The sequence below is a fragment of the Ensifer sp. PDNC004 genome (genome assembly GCF_016919405.1).
GTDB lineage: Bacteria > Pseudomonadota > Alphaproteobacteria > Rhizobiales > Rhizobiaceae > Ensifer.
Genome location: NZ_CP070352.1, coordinates 331887 through 345645 on the forward strand (window position 1 = coordinate 331887; position 13759 = coordinate 345645).

The window sequence follows — 13759 nt, forward strand, 5'->3', positions numbered from 1 at the left end:
GTCCGATCAGCCGTTGCGCGATGCCTGCGGGTCGGCAATCGTTCCGAGGATCAGCGGGATGCGCGATTTCGCCGAAGCCCAATCCCCACGCACGACATCGGACATGGCCTTGAGCAACAGGATCGTCTGCCGCGGATTGAAGGCGGCCCAGGCCAGCCCGTACACGATCACGCCGTTCGCAACCAGTGAGCAGAGCAACGGCACCGGCTGCAAGCCATGAATGGTCTCGCTGGCAAACCAGACGGAACCGGCCATGATCAAGGACGGAAGCGCTGCAATGAAAAGCATGCGCAACTGGCCGAGGGGATGCAGACCGGAGACGCGATAGACCTGCATCGCGCCGACCGGCCAGAGCGTCCATTGCCGGAGCGACAGCGCGGCGGCAACGCCGACGAGGCCATATTGGACGCCGACTGCGAGGAAGGCCGCGCCCAGAACAATCGACAGAACGGAAATGAAGGATACGGACCCCATGCGGCCGAACGCGACCAGCACCGCCGTGTTGAAGCTCGAGACCGGCGCGCGCAGGGTTCCAAGCGCAAGGATTTGAAGCACGGGGATCGCGCCGGCCCATCCGTCGCCGAACGCCAGCGGCACGAGGACCGGGGCGACCATTGCGACACCAAGGACGACCGGCCAGAACACCCAGGTCGTCAGCCGCACGGATGTCTCGATCAACCGGGCAAGGCGCTCCCGATCGTGCTGCAGCTGCGCGGCGGCGGGAAAGGCGACTGCCGCAACGGGACCGCTCAGAATGTTGTGCAACTGGTCGAGCAGCCGACGAGCGACAGCAAACAGGCCGAGCGCTTCGGTGCCTAGCCATTGGCCGACGAACAGCCGCGGCAGCGCGTTCTGCGAGATGTAGGTCAGTCCGTTGTTTTCGACCCGGCGCGATGCAAAGCGCAGGACTTCGACGAGTTCCTGCCGCTGAAAGCCGAGGCCGGGTCGCCAGCGCGCTGCCGGAAAGAGCATCGCGAGGGTCATCGCGCGCCGCGCGATCTCCATGATCACGAGGCTCCAGATGCCGGCGCCGGAGAAAGCCAAGACCACGCCGACGAGAACGGCCAGGGTTCCGCTGATCGCCCCGATGCGGGCAAGATCATTAAATTGCAGCCGCCGCACGAGGATCTGGTTGGGAACGCTCGCAAGCCCGGTGAGAACGGGCAGAACCGTCATCGCAAGAAGCGGCGCCTGCAGCTGCGGCGCCTCGAAGAAGTCCGCCGCAGCGGTCCCACCCGCCCAGATCACGGCAGCCGAGAAAACCGAAATCACGCTCAGCGCGACGAAGGCGGCATTGCGATGGCCGGCTGTGACATCCGGTTTCTGCACCACGATGTCGGCGGCATGACCGCCGACGAAGATCTCCGCGAAGCCGACGATCAACAAACCGAGCGCGAACACACCATAAGTCTCGGCGCCAAGAATTCGTGCCAGGATGATGGTGCTTATGGTTGCAAGCAACGCCTGCGCCAGTTGGCCCAATGACGCCCAGATGGCTTGCCCGGTCAGTTTTACTGCACGGCTCAATAGATCTGCCTTCCGTCGTTCGGCTCGCAAACTAGCCGAAGCAAGCCTGCTTTCCATCTCACGATAGATTTTGCCTTGTTGTCGAAATTGAGGGCAGGCCGCCTTTTTGTGGACGTTTCAAGCGTCATGGTTGTGCACGTTTTCCGGGTGACACCCGGTTCATCGAGCGAATGCGCTGCAGGGGAGGCAGCGATCGAGGAGGAGCATAAAGCATGAAATTGTCGAAAGAATCTCGCAACTGCGCCCGCGTGTCGATCATCGTTCCGACCTACAATCGCGCGCAGTTTCTGCCGGCTGCAATCGACGCGCTGCTGCCGCAGATCGCGGGGGATGACGAGATCGTCGTCGTCGACGACGGTTCGACCGATGAGACCATGGATGTGCTGTCCCGATACGGTGACAGGATCAGCGTCCTCAACCAGGAAAATGCCGGCAAGGCACGCGCCCTCAATGCCGGCTTGCAACAGAGCACTGGCCAATATGTCTGGATCGTCGACGATGACGACATCGTCTGTCCGACGGCCCTCTCCGATCTCCTGCGGGTCTTCGAGGCGGATCCATCAACCGACATCGCCTATGGGCGCTATGTCCGCTTTCAGCACGAGCTGGACACCCCTGCCCGTTTCCTCGACACCGGCTACTGGACCGACTGCTCGCCGGACGACTTCCTGATCGCCACACTGGAAGACTTTTTCGTCCATCAGCCGGGCATGCTCGTGCGCCGCCGGCTTTACGAAGCGGCGGGCCCCTTCGACGAAGCGCTGCCCCGATCCGTCGACTACGACATGCTGATCCGGCTGTCGCTTCTCGGCAGGGCGACGTCGACCCGCAACATCATCTTTCACCAGCGCTTGCACGACGGCGACAGAGGACCGGCGGCAAGCCGCTTCCAGGCACATCGCCGAAATCAAAACTGGATCAGTAACGACGCCCTCATATTCGACCGCCTGCACCAGACACTGCCGCTGGCGGACTACCTGCCCACACGGCGGATCGAGAGCGCCGAAGAGCGACGCCGAGCCCTTCTCCAGCGCGGCGCCATCATGGCCCGCAAGAAGCGCTGGGACGTGGCGATCACCGACTTCGGACACGCGATGGAGGAAAGCCGCAGCGCTTTGACCGGCCATGAGAAGCGCATCCTGCGGCGCGCAACGGGATCGAAATACGATTGTGACGAGGTCTTCGGCAATGCCGCGATCGATGAGGGCCTGCGCGCACTCAGCCGCCGATATCCGTCGGGGCGCGAAGTTGCCCGCTCGCTCGCGCGCGGCCTCGTCTGGAGGGCCCGCGATGCGGCGACCCGCGGCGAGCTCACACGCAGTTCGCGGATCGCCCGGCAGGCCTGTCGATGGGCGGCGACGGCCTGGGGCTGATCGGATGAACAGGCGCCCCTCTCGGGCGGCACGCCCGGTGATGCCGCCCGCGCGACAAGATGTTGATGCCGCCGGCAAAACCTGACAGGAATACACGCGGGAGGACGGTTCATGTATTACGCAATCTTGGCCTACCACGCAGCAGGCGTCGTCGAATCCTGGACCGAGGAGGAGGACGAAGCGCTGATGACCGACCTGCTTCAGGTTCATGACCGGTTCGTCCAGCAGAAGGCCTTTGGCCCGGCCGCCCGGCTCGGACCCGCCGAAGGTGCCGTGACGCTAAGGGGCAAGGGCGAAGGCATCGTCACCGATGGCCCCTTCGCCGAAACCAAGGAGCAATTGCTCGGCCTCTACGTCGTCGACTTCCCGGCCATCGACGCCGCCGTTGACGCCGCGCGCGAATTGCGCCGCTCCAATCCGAGCGCGATCTACGAAATCCGGCCGATTGCACTCTACATTCCCGGCGCGACGCTGGACCCCGGTCCGCAGAACTAGCGCCCCTCACCGGTCCTGCGCCGCCGACCGCAGGTATCCGCTCGATGTTGATGCGAACTCCCCCTGAAAGTTGATGGCAGTACAGGCGCCTGCGCGCCGGCATTCAAATTTGGTTAACCAAACATGCGGGGCTGTGAACTGTAACAGAACTTACAACAAACTGACATTCCGGCTTCATGAAGCGGCGATATGGCAGGGTCATACCGATGACCGGTCTCCCCTGGAGAGGACCTGCTAGACATGTTTCAGTTGAAGAATGTAACCCGCCAGTTCGGCAAGAAGACAGCCGTGAGTTCGGTTACCTTCGACATCCCGCAAGGCCAGATGGTCGGCGTTATCGGCCGTTCCGGCGCTGGTAAGTCGACGCTCCTGCGCATGATCAACCGGCTCGTGGACCTGTCTTCCGGCGCGATCGTCTTCGACGGCACGGAAGTTTCGTCGCTTCGGGGGTCGGCACTTCGCACCTGGCAGCGCGACTGCGCGATGATCTTCCAGCAGTTCAACCTGGTGCCGCGCCTCGACGTGCTCACCAACGTGCTTCTCGGCCGCCTCAACCACCGCTCGACGGTCTTGAGCATCCTCAACATGTTTACCCGCGAGGAGCGCATCATGGCGATCGGCGCGCTCGAGCGCCTCGGCATCGAGCAGACCGCGCTGCAGCCGGCCGGAACACTCTCGGGGGGTCAGCAGCAGCGCGTCGCGATCGCCCGCGCACTGATGCAGCAACCGAAGGTTCTGCTTGCCGATGAGCCGATCGCCTCGCTCGATCCGTTGAACGCCAAGATCGTCATGGATGCGCTGCGCGACATCAACGAGCGCGACGGCATCACCGTCATCACCAACCTGCACACGCTCGATACCGCGCGCAACTATTGCGAACGCATCATCGGCATGGCGCGCGGCCGCGTGGTCTTCGACGGCCAGCCGAAGGATCTGACGGCAGCAGCCGTTGCCGAGATCTACGGCGCCGACACGGGCATCGAGGAATCGATGACCTCCACCAGCATCAACATTCCGGCGGCAGTACCGCAGGAAGAAACGGCATCGGCCGGCCTCAAGCCGCTGGCACTGGCCGGCATCTGACGCCCGCCATGATCGAAAGCCCGCGTCAAGGGCACCTCTTTGAAACCCAATAGGATCCGGCCAAGCCGGACACGGGAGAACCTTATGCTGAAGAAAGCTCTTCTGGGCGCCGTAGCGCTCCTCGCCCTCGTCGGCCACGCCCAGGCTGAAGACCTGAAGGAATTCCGCATCGGCATCCTCGGCGGCGAAAACGAAGCCGACCGCCTGCGCAACTTCCAGTGCCTGGTCGACAAGCTGCCGGCCGCCATTGGCGTCGAGAAGGTCTCGCTGTTCCCGGCCGCCGACTATGACGGCGTTATCCAGGGCCTGCTCGGCGGCACGCTCGACTACGCCGAACTTGGCGCTTCCGGCTACGCCAAGATCTACCTCGCCAAGGCTGACGCCGTCGAGCCGATCCTGACGACCGTTCAGACCGACGGTTCGACCGGCTACCACTCGATCATGGTTGCCCGCAAGGATTCCGGCATCACCAAGATCGAAGACCTGAAGGGCAAGAAGCTCGGCTTCGCCGACCCGGACTCGACCTCGGGCTACCTCGTCCCGCTCGTCACGCTCCCGGAAGCGATCGGCGCCCCGGTCAAGGAATTCTTCGGTGAAACCGGCTTCGGCGGCGGTCACGAAAACCTCGTTCTCGAAGTCGTCAAGGGCACCTTCGATGCCGGCACGACCTTCGGCTCGGGCGTCGGCGAATTCAAGGACGGCTACACCTCGGGCAACCTGAAGAAGATGGTCGACAAGGGCATCCTCGACATGAACGACCTGGTCGAGCTCTGGAAGTCGCCGCTGATCCCGAACGGCCCGATCGTCGTGCGCAACACGATGAACGAGGACATGAAGGCGAAGTTCAAGCAGTTCATGCTGGACCTGCCGAAGACCGACGCGGCCTGCTTCTCGGCCATCCAGGGCGGTGACTTCACCGGCTACACCGAAGTCAACGCCGACTTCTACAAGCCGATCATCGACGCCCGCAAGGCGACGATCGGCGGCTGATAGACCCGCACCACTCGGGAACGCTGGCCGCCCAAACGGCCAGCGTTTCACTGTTTGAAGGGGTGCTTTCGCATCCTTCGCCGCATTGTTTTCACGCATTTCCGGGGCGGAAAACCGCTTCGCAAATTTCCTGGAAATGCTCTAGAGGCCGGCGAAAGCCGGAACGGTCATGGCAACTTCCCTGCTCCCGCGACATCTGAGCGACAACGGCGCCGTCATCGAGCGTCACTGGCAGGAGCTCAGTTCCCGCCGCCGGCTCTATTCCTGGCTTGGCTTTGGCGTTCTCCTCCTGGCGCTGTCGGGTTCGCTCTGGTTCGCCAACGATTCCAATGCCGGCAAGTTCTTCGACCGTTTGCCGCATTTCTTCGATTTCGTCGGCGATCTCGCGCCGCGCGACGGGCTGGAGATTTTCCGCGCCATGTTCGACCTGCCCTCGCCCTATGACGACGGCAGCTTCAAATACAACTATCCTGAGGGCCGGCTCTACCTGACCGAGAGCTTCTACATTCCCGAATACGTGCACAAGATGCTGGAGACCGTGAACATCGCGATCTTCTCGACGGTGATCGGCACGGCCTTCGGCTTCGTGCTCTGCTTCCTCGCCGCCCGCAACCTGATGCCCAATCCGTGGATCCGCGGCATCGTTCGCCGCATCATGGAAGTTCTTCGCGCCTTTCCGGAGGTGGTGATCGCCGGCTTCTTCCTTGCGATCCTTTCGCTCGGCCCCATTCCGGCGATCGCCGCGGTCTCGATCCACACGATCGGCGCGCTCGGCAAGCTCTTTTATGAAGTGGTGGAAAACGCCGACATGAAGCCGGACGAGGGCCTGCGGGCTGCCGGCGGCAACTGGATCGAGCGCGTGTGGTTCGGCATGGTGCCGCAGGTGCTGCCCAACTTCGCCAGTTACTTCCTGCTGCGCCTCGAGATCAACGTGCGCGCCTCGACGATCATCGGCGCCGTCGGTGGCGGCGGCATTGGCGAGCTTCTCCGCCTTTCGATCGGCCAGGGACACCAGGCCAAGACCCTTGCAATTGTTCTCCTGCTGTTTGCGACCATTTTCGCCGTCGACCAGTTTTCCGCCTGGCTTCGCCGCCGCCTTGTTGGCGAGCAGGCCTTCCAGCTTGCCCAGTAGGTGCGCACCATGACCATGACCACACGATTGAACCCGATGGAAATGGACGCGATCGCGAGCCGCCATCCCGAGCTCCTGAAATCCTCGACCTCCAGGCGCGTGCGCACGGCCGCAATCACCGGCGGCGTCATCGTCTATCTCATTTTCAGCTGGTGGTTCTTCTCGATCGGCCAAGTGCTCGGCAACGCCAACTGGGGCATTGCAGGGACCTACCTTGCCGACTGGGTTTCCTACGAGGTGCGCCCCGAGATCCACGTCGCCCCGGACCGGACGATGAGCCTCAACTATCAGCGCAATTCGCCGCTTGGCCCCAATCCCGATTCTGACTGGGTGGAACTCGACAAGGAGACGGTGACCCGCAAAGTCGAGATACCGGCATCGACGACACAGACAGCAAAGCCGAAGGCCAGTTCGTCCTTCAGCTTCATGACGCCCGGCTCGGCCTTGGGTTCCACTACAACGCCTGAGGCGGAAGCGCGTGTCGAAACCCGGACGGAAGAAGTCCTGACGCGCGTCGTCGTCACCTACAACCGCTCGACCAGGATCGAGATCGCCGATGGCCTGGTAAAGGCGACCCATGGTGGCGACACGCTTGTCATGGCCGTCGACGGCGCCGACACGGTGCGGCCGCAAGGCGCACTTCCGGCCTGGGCGACGCAGAAGCGGCCAGGTGAAAAGATCGTGCTTGCCTTCGGCGCCACCGGCTGGGCGGAAGTCGAAGGCGACGAGGTTTCCGTCCGAAACCGCTTCTTCGGTTGGGCGAACTTCCTCTTCGACACCAACTCGGCCTTCTTCGGCAAAAGCTACGGCGAGGTCGCCTCGCTCATCGCCTCCGGCGAGCGCATCGATCCGGCCCGTTCGAACCTGTCGCTTGCCTGGAACAACATCCTCTATAATGCCGAGTGGCAGCATCTGGATGTCTGGACGAAGCTGCTACAGACAGTCGTTATGGCCTTCGTCGGCACGCTCTTTGCGTCGCTGATCGCCTTCCCGCTCTGCTTCTTGGCCGCCCGCAACATCACCCCGAGCTTCCTGACCAACCAGATGGTCAAGCGCTTCTTCGACTTCCTGCGATCGGTGGACATGTTCATCTGGGCACTGTTCTTCACCCGCGCGTTCGGCCCCGGACCGCTTGCCGGCATCTCGGCGATCTTTTTCACCGACACCGGCACACTCGGAAAACTCTACTCCGAAGCGCTGGAAAACATCGACGACAAGCAGCGCGAGGGCGTGAAATCGGTCGGAGCGACGCCGCTTGCGGTGCAACGCTTCGGCGTGCTTCCGCAGGTGTTGCCGGTCTTTGCCAGCCAGGCGCTCTATTTCTGGGAATCGAACACCCGTTCGGCAACGATCATCGGCGCCGTCGGCGCCGGCGGCATCGGCCTCAAACTCTGGGAAGCGATGCGTACCAATTCCGATTGGGAAAATGTCGCCTATATGGTGCTTCTGATCTTGCTGGTTGTCTTTATTTTCGACAGCATCTCGAACGCGTGCCGTTCGCGCCTGATGGGCAGCAAGGCACATTGACGACAGCCAAGCATTTGCGTGTCCGCCATCATGATGTTGTCATGGAAATCGGCTAGCTGCGCATCGCATCCCGCAAACAATCGACCCCCGCCCTGGCGGGCCGGTCGCTACAAGAAAGTGAAGACCGTGCGTTATGCCATCTATTTCGCGCCGCCGGCGGACAGCCGGCTGTCGCAGGTCGCCTCCCGTTGGCTGGGGCGCGACGCCTTTACCGGCGAAGACCTCACGCTTCCGACGATCGCCGGGATTGACGAAGAGACGCAACGCGCACTGACGGCCGACCCTCGGCGCTACGGTTTTCACGGCACGCTGAAAGCGCCTTTCGAACTTGCCGAAGGTCGGGACGAAGGCGAGCTTCTAAGTATTTTCGAGTGCTTTGCCGCCGACCTCGACCCGTTCGAGATCCCCGAAATCGTGCTGCACCAGTTGGGCCCGTTCTTCGCACTCGTGCCGTCCGCGCCTTGCGCCGACCTGCAGGATTTGGCCGAAGACGCCGTCCACCGCTTCGACCCGTTCCGTGCGCCGCTGTCGGACGCCGACTTTGCCCGCCGCAATCCAAACAGCCTGCCGGAACGACAGAGACGCTACCTCAGAGAATGGGGGTATCCTTATGTTTTCGAAGAGTTCGAGTTCCACTTGACCTTGACTGGCCCGGTGCCCACGGAAGCCAGCGGCGTGATGCGTACCGCGCTCGAAACCACCTTTGCCGAACATATCGGCAAGCCGCTTCACGTTACGTCAGTCGCGCTTTTCGTCGAACCGGAGCGCGGCGCACCCTTTACTGTCCGCTCCCTGCTGCCGCTCGGCAGCGACACCCAACGAAAGATCGCATGAGATGAGCAAAGAACAGGTTTTGACCAACGCCCGCATCGTCCTCGAGGATAGCATCCTCGATGGTTCGGTGCTGATCCGCGACGGCAAGATTGCCGATATCTCCGCGGGCACGGTTGCCAGCGGCGAGGACTTCGAAGGCGACTATCTGATCCCCGGCCTGATCGAGCTGCACACCGACCACCTCGAAGCCCATTACTCGCCGCGCCCCGGCGTGCGCTGGCTGAAGATCGCGGCGATCCAGGCCCATGACGCCCAGGTCGTCACCTCCGGCATCACCACGGTCTTCGACTGCCTGCGTCTCGGCTCCGACGAGGACGGCGGCTTCCAGAAGGGCGAAATGCGCAGCATGGCCGACGCGTTGGCCCAGGCCAAGGAAGAGGGTCGCCTTCGCGCCGATCACCTGATCCACCTGCGCTGCGAGGTCTCGACCTCCGACGTGCTCGATCACTACGAGGACTTCCAGAACGACCCGCAGGTCAAGCTCGTCTCGCTGATGGACCATGCGCCGGGTCAGCGGCAGTTCCAGACGATGGACCAGTACACGCTCTACTACAAAGCCAAGCGCGGCTTCTCGGACGAGGAATTCGCGCGCTTCGTCGAGCGGCAGCAGGCATTGTCGGCAAAGTATGCCGGTCCGCACCGCACCGCGCTCGCCGAGGCCTGTGCGGCCCGCGGTATCACCATCGCCAGCCATGACGACGCGACCGTCGACCACGTCGAGGAATCGATCGGCTTCGGTATCAAGCTTGCGGAGTTCCCGACGAGCTTCGAGGCCGCCGAGGCGTCGCACCGCGCGGGCCTCAGCGTGCTCATGGGCGCGCCGAACATCGTGCGTGGCAAGTCGCACTCCGGCAACATCGCCGCCCGCGATCTCGCCGAGCGCGGCGTGCTCGACGTGCTGTCGTCGGACTATGTGCCCTTCAGCCTGATCCACGCCCCCTTCGTGCTCTCCGATGAACTCGACGCCGTCGATTTGCCAAAGGCAATCGCCATGGTGACGTCGACGCCGGCGCGCACCGTCGGTCTCGATGACCGCGGTCGCATCGCGGTTGGCCTTCGCGCCGATATCGCCCGCGTGCACCGCAAGGAAGGCATCCCGGTCGTGCGCTCCGTCTGGCGCGAAGGACGGCGTGTCGCATGAGCGCGACCGAAAAGGGCGGCGCGCTCGTCGTCGTTGTCGGGCCGAGCGGCGCCGGCAAGGACAGCGTCATGGGCTTTGCCGCCCGGCACTTTGCCGATTGTCACGACGTGCATTTCGTCCGCCGCGTCATCACCCGTCCGTCGGATGCCGGCAGTGAAGTGCATGAAAGCGTCTCGGAAGACGAGTTCGTCGAGATGCAGAAGGACGGCGCCTTCGCCGTCTTCTGGGATGCGCATGGGCTGCGATACGGCATCCCCGCCGTCGTGCTCAGGAATGTCAGGGACGGCATGACGGCGATCGTCAATGGCAGCCGCGGTGCCCTGCCGGCGTTCCGCGAAGCCTTCGGTGAGATCGCCGTCGTCGTTGTTACAGCCGAGACGCCGGTGCTTGCAAAACGACTTGCCGAGCGCGGTCGCGAGAGTGAAGAGGAAGTTTTGCGGCGCCTCAGCCGCCAGGCGCCTGACGTCACCTCAGGCCCCGATGTCAACGTGATCGACAACAGCGGGCGCCTCGACATTGCCGGAAACCGCTTTGTCGAGGTGGTCGAGCGGCTGCGCGCAAAGGCGGATCACGCGGTTTAGCGTGATCCACGTTCGCGGCCCGGCAGGCTTGCGAGTCGCAGGCACGCATCGCGATCTCCATTACAAGGACAGGCGAAGGCTCCGAACCTCAGGGTTCGGAGCCTTTTCTTTTTACCTGCCGTGATGACGAACCCACGAGAAGAAATTCCAGCGAAGTCAGAGTTCTACGGCCATTTTCTCAAAGCTCCCGCTCTGCTTCACTCGGCCGATCGCCCTTTCCTTTTCCGCAGGCTCCATAAATTTCCTCTTGTGAAGCAAGTTAATATGTATATACATTATATCCAGTGGAGGCGACCTGATGAACGAACTCTCGACCCGCAAGCCAGCATCCGGCATTTGGCGCAATGCGCGTCTCGTGACGCTTGGCGAATCCGTTGACGGTCTTGGCCTCGTCGAGAATGCGGCCGTGGCGGTCGTCGATGGGCGGATCGCCTATGCCGGGCCGGAGAACGGGGTGCCCGCCGAACTCGCACGCAGCCTCGAAGCTGCGGACTGCCAGGGCCGCGTAATGACGCCCGCGCTGATCGACTGCCACACCCATCTCGTTCACGGCGGCAACCGCGCCCGCGAATTCCAGATGCGGCTGGAAGGCGCGACCTACGAAGAGATCGCGCGCGCCGGCGGCGGCATCGTCTCGTCGGTCAAGGCGACCAATGCGCTGACGGTCGACCAACTGGTCGAAACCGCGCTGCCGCGGCTCGACACGCTACTTGCCGAGGGCGTCTCGACCGTCGAAATCAAATCCGGCTACGGCCTCAACGTCACGGCCGAGCTCAACATGCTGCGCGCCGCCCGCAAGCTCGAAACACTGCGGCCGGTGCGCGTTGTCACGAGCTATCTCGCCGCACACGCAACGCCTGCGGACTACAAGGGCCGCAACGGTGACTACATCACCGACGTCGTGCTGCCTGGACTAGACGCCGCCCATGCCGAGGGCCTGGTCGATGCGGTCGACGGTTTCTGCGAGGGCATTGCCTTTTCGACCACCGAGATCGCCCGCGTCTTCGACCGCGCCAAGGCACTTGGCCTGCCGGTCAAACTGCACGCAGAACAGCTTTCCAATCTCGGCGGCGCAAAGCTCGCGGCCTCTTACGGCGCGCTTTCGGCGGACCACCTCGAATATCTCGACGCAGAAGGCGCTGTAGCCCTTGCGAAGTCAGGCACGGTCGCCGTGCTCTTGCCGGGCGCCTTCTATGCGCTACGCGAAGAGCGCCTGCCGCCGGTCCAGGCTTTGCGTGACGCTGGCGCGCGGATCGCGATCGCCACCGACTGCAATCCCGGTACCTCGCCGCTGACCTCGCTGCTTCTCACGATGAACATGTCGGCGACGTTCTTCCGACTGACGGTTGCCGAATGCCTTGCCGGTGCAACGCGCGAAGCCGCCCGCGCGCTTGGCCTGCTGGCCGAAACCGGCACGGTCGAAGTCGGCAAGTCCGCCGATCTGGCAATCTGGAACATCGAGGATCCGGCCGAACTCGTCTACCGCATCGGCTTCAATCCGCTTCATGAACGCATCTTTAGAGGGCAAAGGACCGGTCAATGACCATCACTCTACACCCGGGCTCCGTGCCCCTCCGCGACCTCGAAACCATCTACTGGACCGGCGAGCCGGCCCGTCTCGATCCGTCTTTTGATGCCGGCATCGACAAGGCCGCGCGCCGCATTGCCGAAATCGTCGCCGGCAACGCCCCGGTTTACGGCATCAACACGGGCTTCGGCAAACTCGCCTCGATCAAGATCGACAGTGCCGATGTCGCAACGCTGCAGCGCAACCTGATCCTGTCGCATTGCTGCGGCGTCGGTGAGCCGCTTGCCGAAAATATCGTGCGCCTCATCCTGTCGCTGAAGCTCGTCTCGCTTGGCCGCGGCGCCTCCGGCGTCCGCCTCGAACTCGTACGCCTGATCGAAGCCATGCTCGAAAAGGGCGTCATCCCGGTCATCCCCGAAAAGGGCTCGGTCGGCGCCTCCGGCGACCTCGCGCCACTCGCCCATATGGCCGCCGTCATGATGGGCCACGGCGAAGCTTACTTCGAGGGCCGCCGCCTGGCCGGCGCCGAAGCGCTGACCGCCGCCGGCCTCAAGCCTGTGGTGCTTGCCGCCAAGGAAGGCCTGGCGCTGATCAACGGCACCCAAACCTCGACGGCGCTGGCGCTCGCCGGCCTCTTCCGTGCCCACCGTGCCGCACAGGCAGCGCTCATCACCGGCGCCATGTCGACGGACGCAGCCATGGGTTCGTCCGCGCCCTTCCATCCAGATATCCATACGTTGCGCGGCCATCGTGGCCAGATCGACACGGCCGCGGCTCTGCGCGCTCTGCTCGCGGGTTCCGCGATCCGCGAAAGCCATATCGAAGGCGACGAGCGCGTGCAGGATCCCTACTGCATCCGCTGCCAGCCGCAGGTCGATGGCGCCTGCCTCGATCTCCTGCGCTCAGTCGCACGCGTGCTCGAAACCGAAGCCAACGCCGTCACCGACAACCCGCTGGTTCTTTCGGACAATTCCGTTGTTTCCGGTGGCAATTTCCATGCCGAGCCGGTCGCCTTTGCCGCCGATCAGATCGCCCTTGCCGTCTGCGAGATCGGCGCGATCTCGCAGCGCCGCATCGCGCTGCTCGTCGATCCTGCCCTTTCCTACGGCCTGCCGGCCTTCCTCGCCAAGAAGCCGGGCCTGAACTCCGGTCTGATGATCGCCGAGGTCACCTCGGCGGCCCTGATGTCCGAGAACAAGCAACTCTCGCATCCCGCCTCTGTCGACTCGACGCCGACGTCGGCCAACCAGGAAGACCACGTTTCCATGGCATGCCACGGCGCGCGCCGCCTGCTGCAGATGACCGAAAACCTGTTCTCGATCGTCGGCATCGAAGCACTGACCGCCGTCCAGGGCGTCGAATTCCGCGCCCCGCTCGCCACCAGCCCCGAATTGCAGAAGGCCGCCGCCGCCCTTCGCGCCGTCTCGCCGACGATCGAAGAAGATCGCTACATGGCCAACGACCTCAAAGCCGCCGGCGACCTCATCGCCTCGGGCCGACTGAACGCCGCCGTCGCTGCCGGCATCCTGCCAAGCCTGGAGGCTTGAG

The 13759-nt window shown here is 63.5% G+C and carries 12 protein-coding genes; 11 read left to right on the forward strand and 1 reads right to left on the reverse strand.

The annotated features are described in order from the left end of the window. Positions 1-6: 6 nt before the first annotated feature. A complete protein-coding gene (locus JVX98_RS01485) occupies positions 7-1527 on the reverse strand; it encodes a lipopolysaccharide biosynthesis protein (protein WP_205236627.1) in 1521 nt (506 codons plus the stop codon). A 212-nt stretch (positions 1528-1739) separates the two neighbouring features. On the opposite strand from JVX98_RS01485, the gene JVX98_RS01490 reads away from it, so the two are divergent. The 11 genes from JVX98_RS01490 to hutH all read left to right on the forward strand — a co-directional run bounded on the left by JVX98_RS01490 (position 1740) and on the right by hutH (position 13758). Further along, the gene (locus JVX98_RS01490) at positions 1740-2900 is read left to right on the forward strand and encodes a glycosyltransferase (protein WP_205236628.1); all 1161 of its coding nucleotides are present in this window, start codon (positions 1740-1742) and stop codon (positions 2898-2900) included. 111 nt (positions 2901-3011) lie between these two features. Next, complete coding sequence (locus JVX98_RS01495; RefSeq protein WP_192449719.1) at positions 3012-3395, forward strand: YciI family protein; 384 nt, start codon at positions 3012-3014, stop codon at positions 3393-3395. Between the two features lie 240 nt (positions 3396-3635). Next, positions 3636-4478, forward strand: coding sequence for a phosphonate ABC transporter ATP-binding protein (gene phnC, locus JVX98_RS01500; protein ID WP_205236629.1), 843 nt, complete (start codon positions 3636-3638; stop codon positions 4476-4478). Between the two features lie 84 nt (positions 4479-4562). Further along, positions 4563-5468 (forward strand): phosphonate ABC transporter substrate-binding protein, encoded by a 906-nt coding sequence (phnD, locus tag JVX98_RS01505; protein ID WP_205236630.1) that lies wholly within the window; start codon positions 4563-4565, stop codon positions 5466-5468. Positions 5469-5637: 169 nt separating this feature from the next. Further along, the gene (phnE, locus tag JVX98_RS01510) at positions 5638-6600 is read left to right on the forward strand and encodes a phosphonate ABC transporter, permease protein PhnE (RefSeq protein ID WP_205236631.1); all 963 of its coding nucleotides are present in this window, start codon (positions 5638-5640) and stop codon (positions 6598-6600) included. 9 nt (positions 6601-6609) lie between these two features. Further along, positions 6610-8127: a phosphonate ABC transporter, permease protein PhnE gene (gene phnE, locus JVX98_RS01515; protein WP_205236632.1), complete on the forward strand. Its 1518-nt coding sequence runs from the start codon at positions 6610-6612 to the stop codon at positions 8125-8127. A 126-nt stretch (positions 8128-8253) separates the two neighbouring features. Further along, positions 8254-8961: a DUF1045 domain-containing protein gene (locus JVX98_RS01520; protein WP_205236951.1), complete on the forward strand. Its 708-nt coding sequence runs from the start codon at positions 8254-8256 to the stop codon at positions 8959-8961. Position 8962: 1 nt separating this feature from the next. After that, positions 8963-10102 carry an alpha-D-ribose 1-methylphosphonate 5-triphosphate diphosphatase gene (locus JVX98_RS01525; protein ID WP_205236633.1) on the forward strand — a complete coding sequence of 380 codons (1140 nt, stop codon included), beginning with the start codon at positions 8963-8965 and terminating at the stop codon, positions 10100-10102. After that, complete coding sequence (phnN, locus tag JVX98_RS01530; protein ID WP_205236634.1) at positions 10099-10683, forward strand: phosphonate metabolism protein/1,5-bisphosphokinase (PRPP-forming) PhnN; 585 nt, start codon at positions 10099-10101, stop codon at positions 10681-10683. The genes JVX98_RS01525 and phnN overlap by 4 nt, the downstream gene beginning before the upstream one ends. Positions 10684-10981: 298 nt before the next feature. After that, on the forward strand, positions 10982-12226 hold the full coding sequence (hutI, locus tag JVX98_RS01535) for an imidazolonepropionase (RefSeq protein ID WP_205236635.1): 1245 nt from the start codon (positions 10982-10984) through the stop codon (positions 12224-12226). After that, entirely contained in the window at positions 12223-13758 is a 1536-nt protein-coding gene (gene hutH, locus JVX98_RS01540; RefSeq protein ID WP_205236636.1) for a histidine ammonia-lyase, read from the forward strand. The genes hutI and hutH overlap by 4 nt, the downstream gene beginning before the upstream one ends. Position 13759: the final 1 nt, after the last annotated feature.

Bases quoted from the DNA above. Each gene is read 5' to 3' on its own strand.
- phnN (WP_205236634.1), top strand. From the start codon at position 10,099: ATGAGCGCGACCGAAAAGGGCGGCGCGCTCGTCGTCGTTGTCGGGCCG.
- phnD (WP_205236630.1), top strand. From the start codon at position 4,563: ATGCTGAAGAAAGCTCTTCTGGGCGCCGTAGCGCTCCTCGCCCTCGTC.
- phnE (WP_205236631.1), top strand. From the start codon at position 5,638: ATGGCAACTTCCCTGCTCCCGCGACATCTGAGCGACAACGGCGCCGTC.
- JVX98_RS01525 (WP_205236633.1), top strand. From the start codon at position 8,963: ATGAGCAAAGAACAGGTTTTGACCAACGCCCGCATCGTCCTCGAGGAT.
- phnC (WP_205236629.1), top strand. From the start codon at position 3,636: ATGTTTCAGTTGAAGAATGTAACCCGCCAGTTCGGCAAGAAGACAGCC.
- phnE (WP_205236632.1), top strand. From the start codon at position 6,610: ATGACCATGACCACACGATTGAACCCGATGGAAATGGACGCGATCGCG.
- JVX98_RS01490 (WP_205236628.1), top strand. From the start codon at position 1,740: ATGAAATTGTCGAAAGAATCTCGCAACTGCGCCCGCGTGTCGATCATC.
- JVX98_RS01495 (WP_192449719.1), top strand. From the start codon at position 3,012: ATGTATTACGCAATCTTGGCCTACCACGCAGCAGGCGTCGTCGAATCC.
- hutH (WP_205236636.1), top strand. From the start codon at position 12,223: ATGACCATCACTCTACACCCGGGCTCCGTGCCCCTCCGCGACCTCGAA.
- hutI (WP_205236635.1), top strand. From the start codon at position 10,982: ATGAACGAACTCTCGACCCGCAAGCCAGCATCCGGCATTTGGCGCAAT.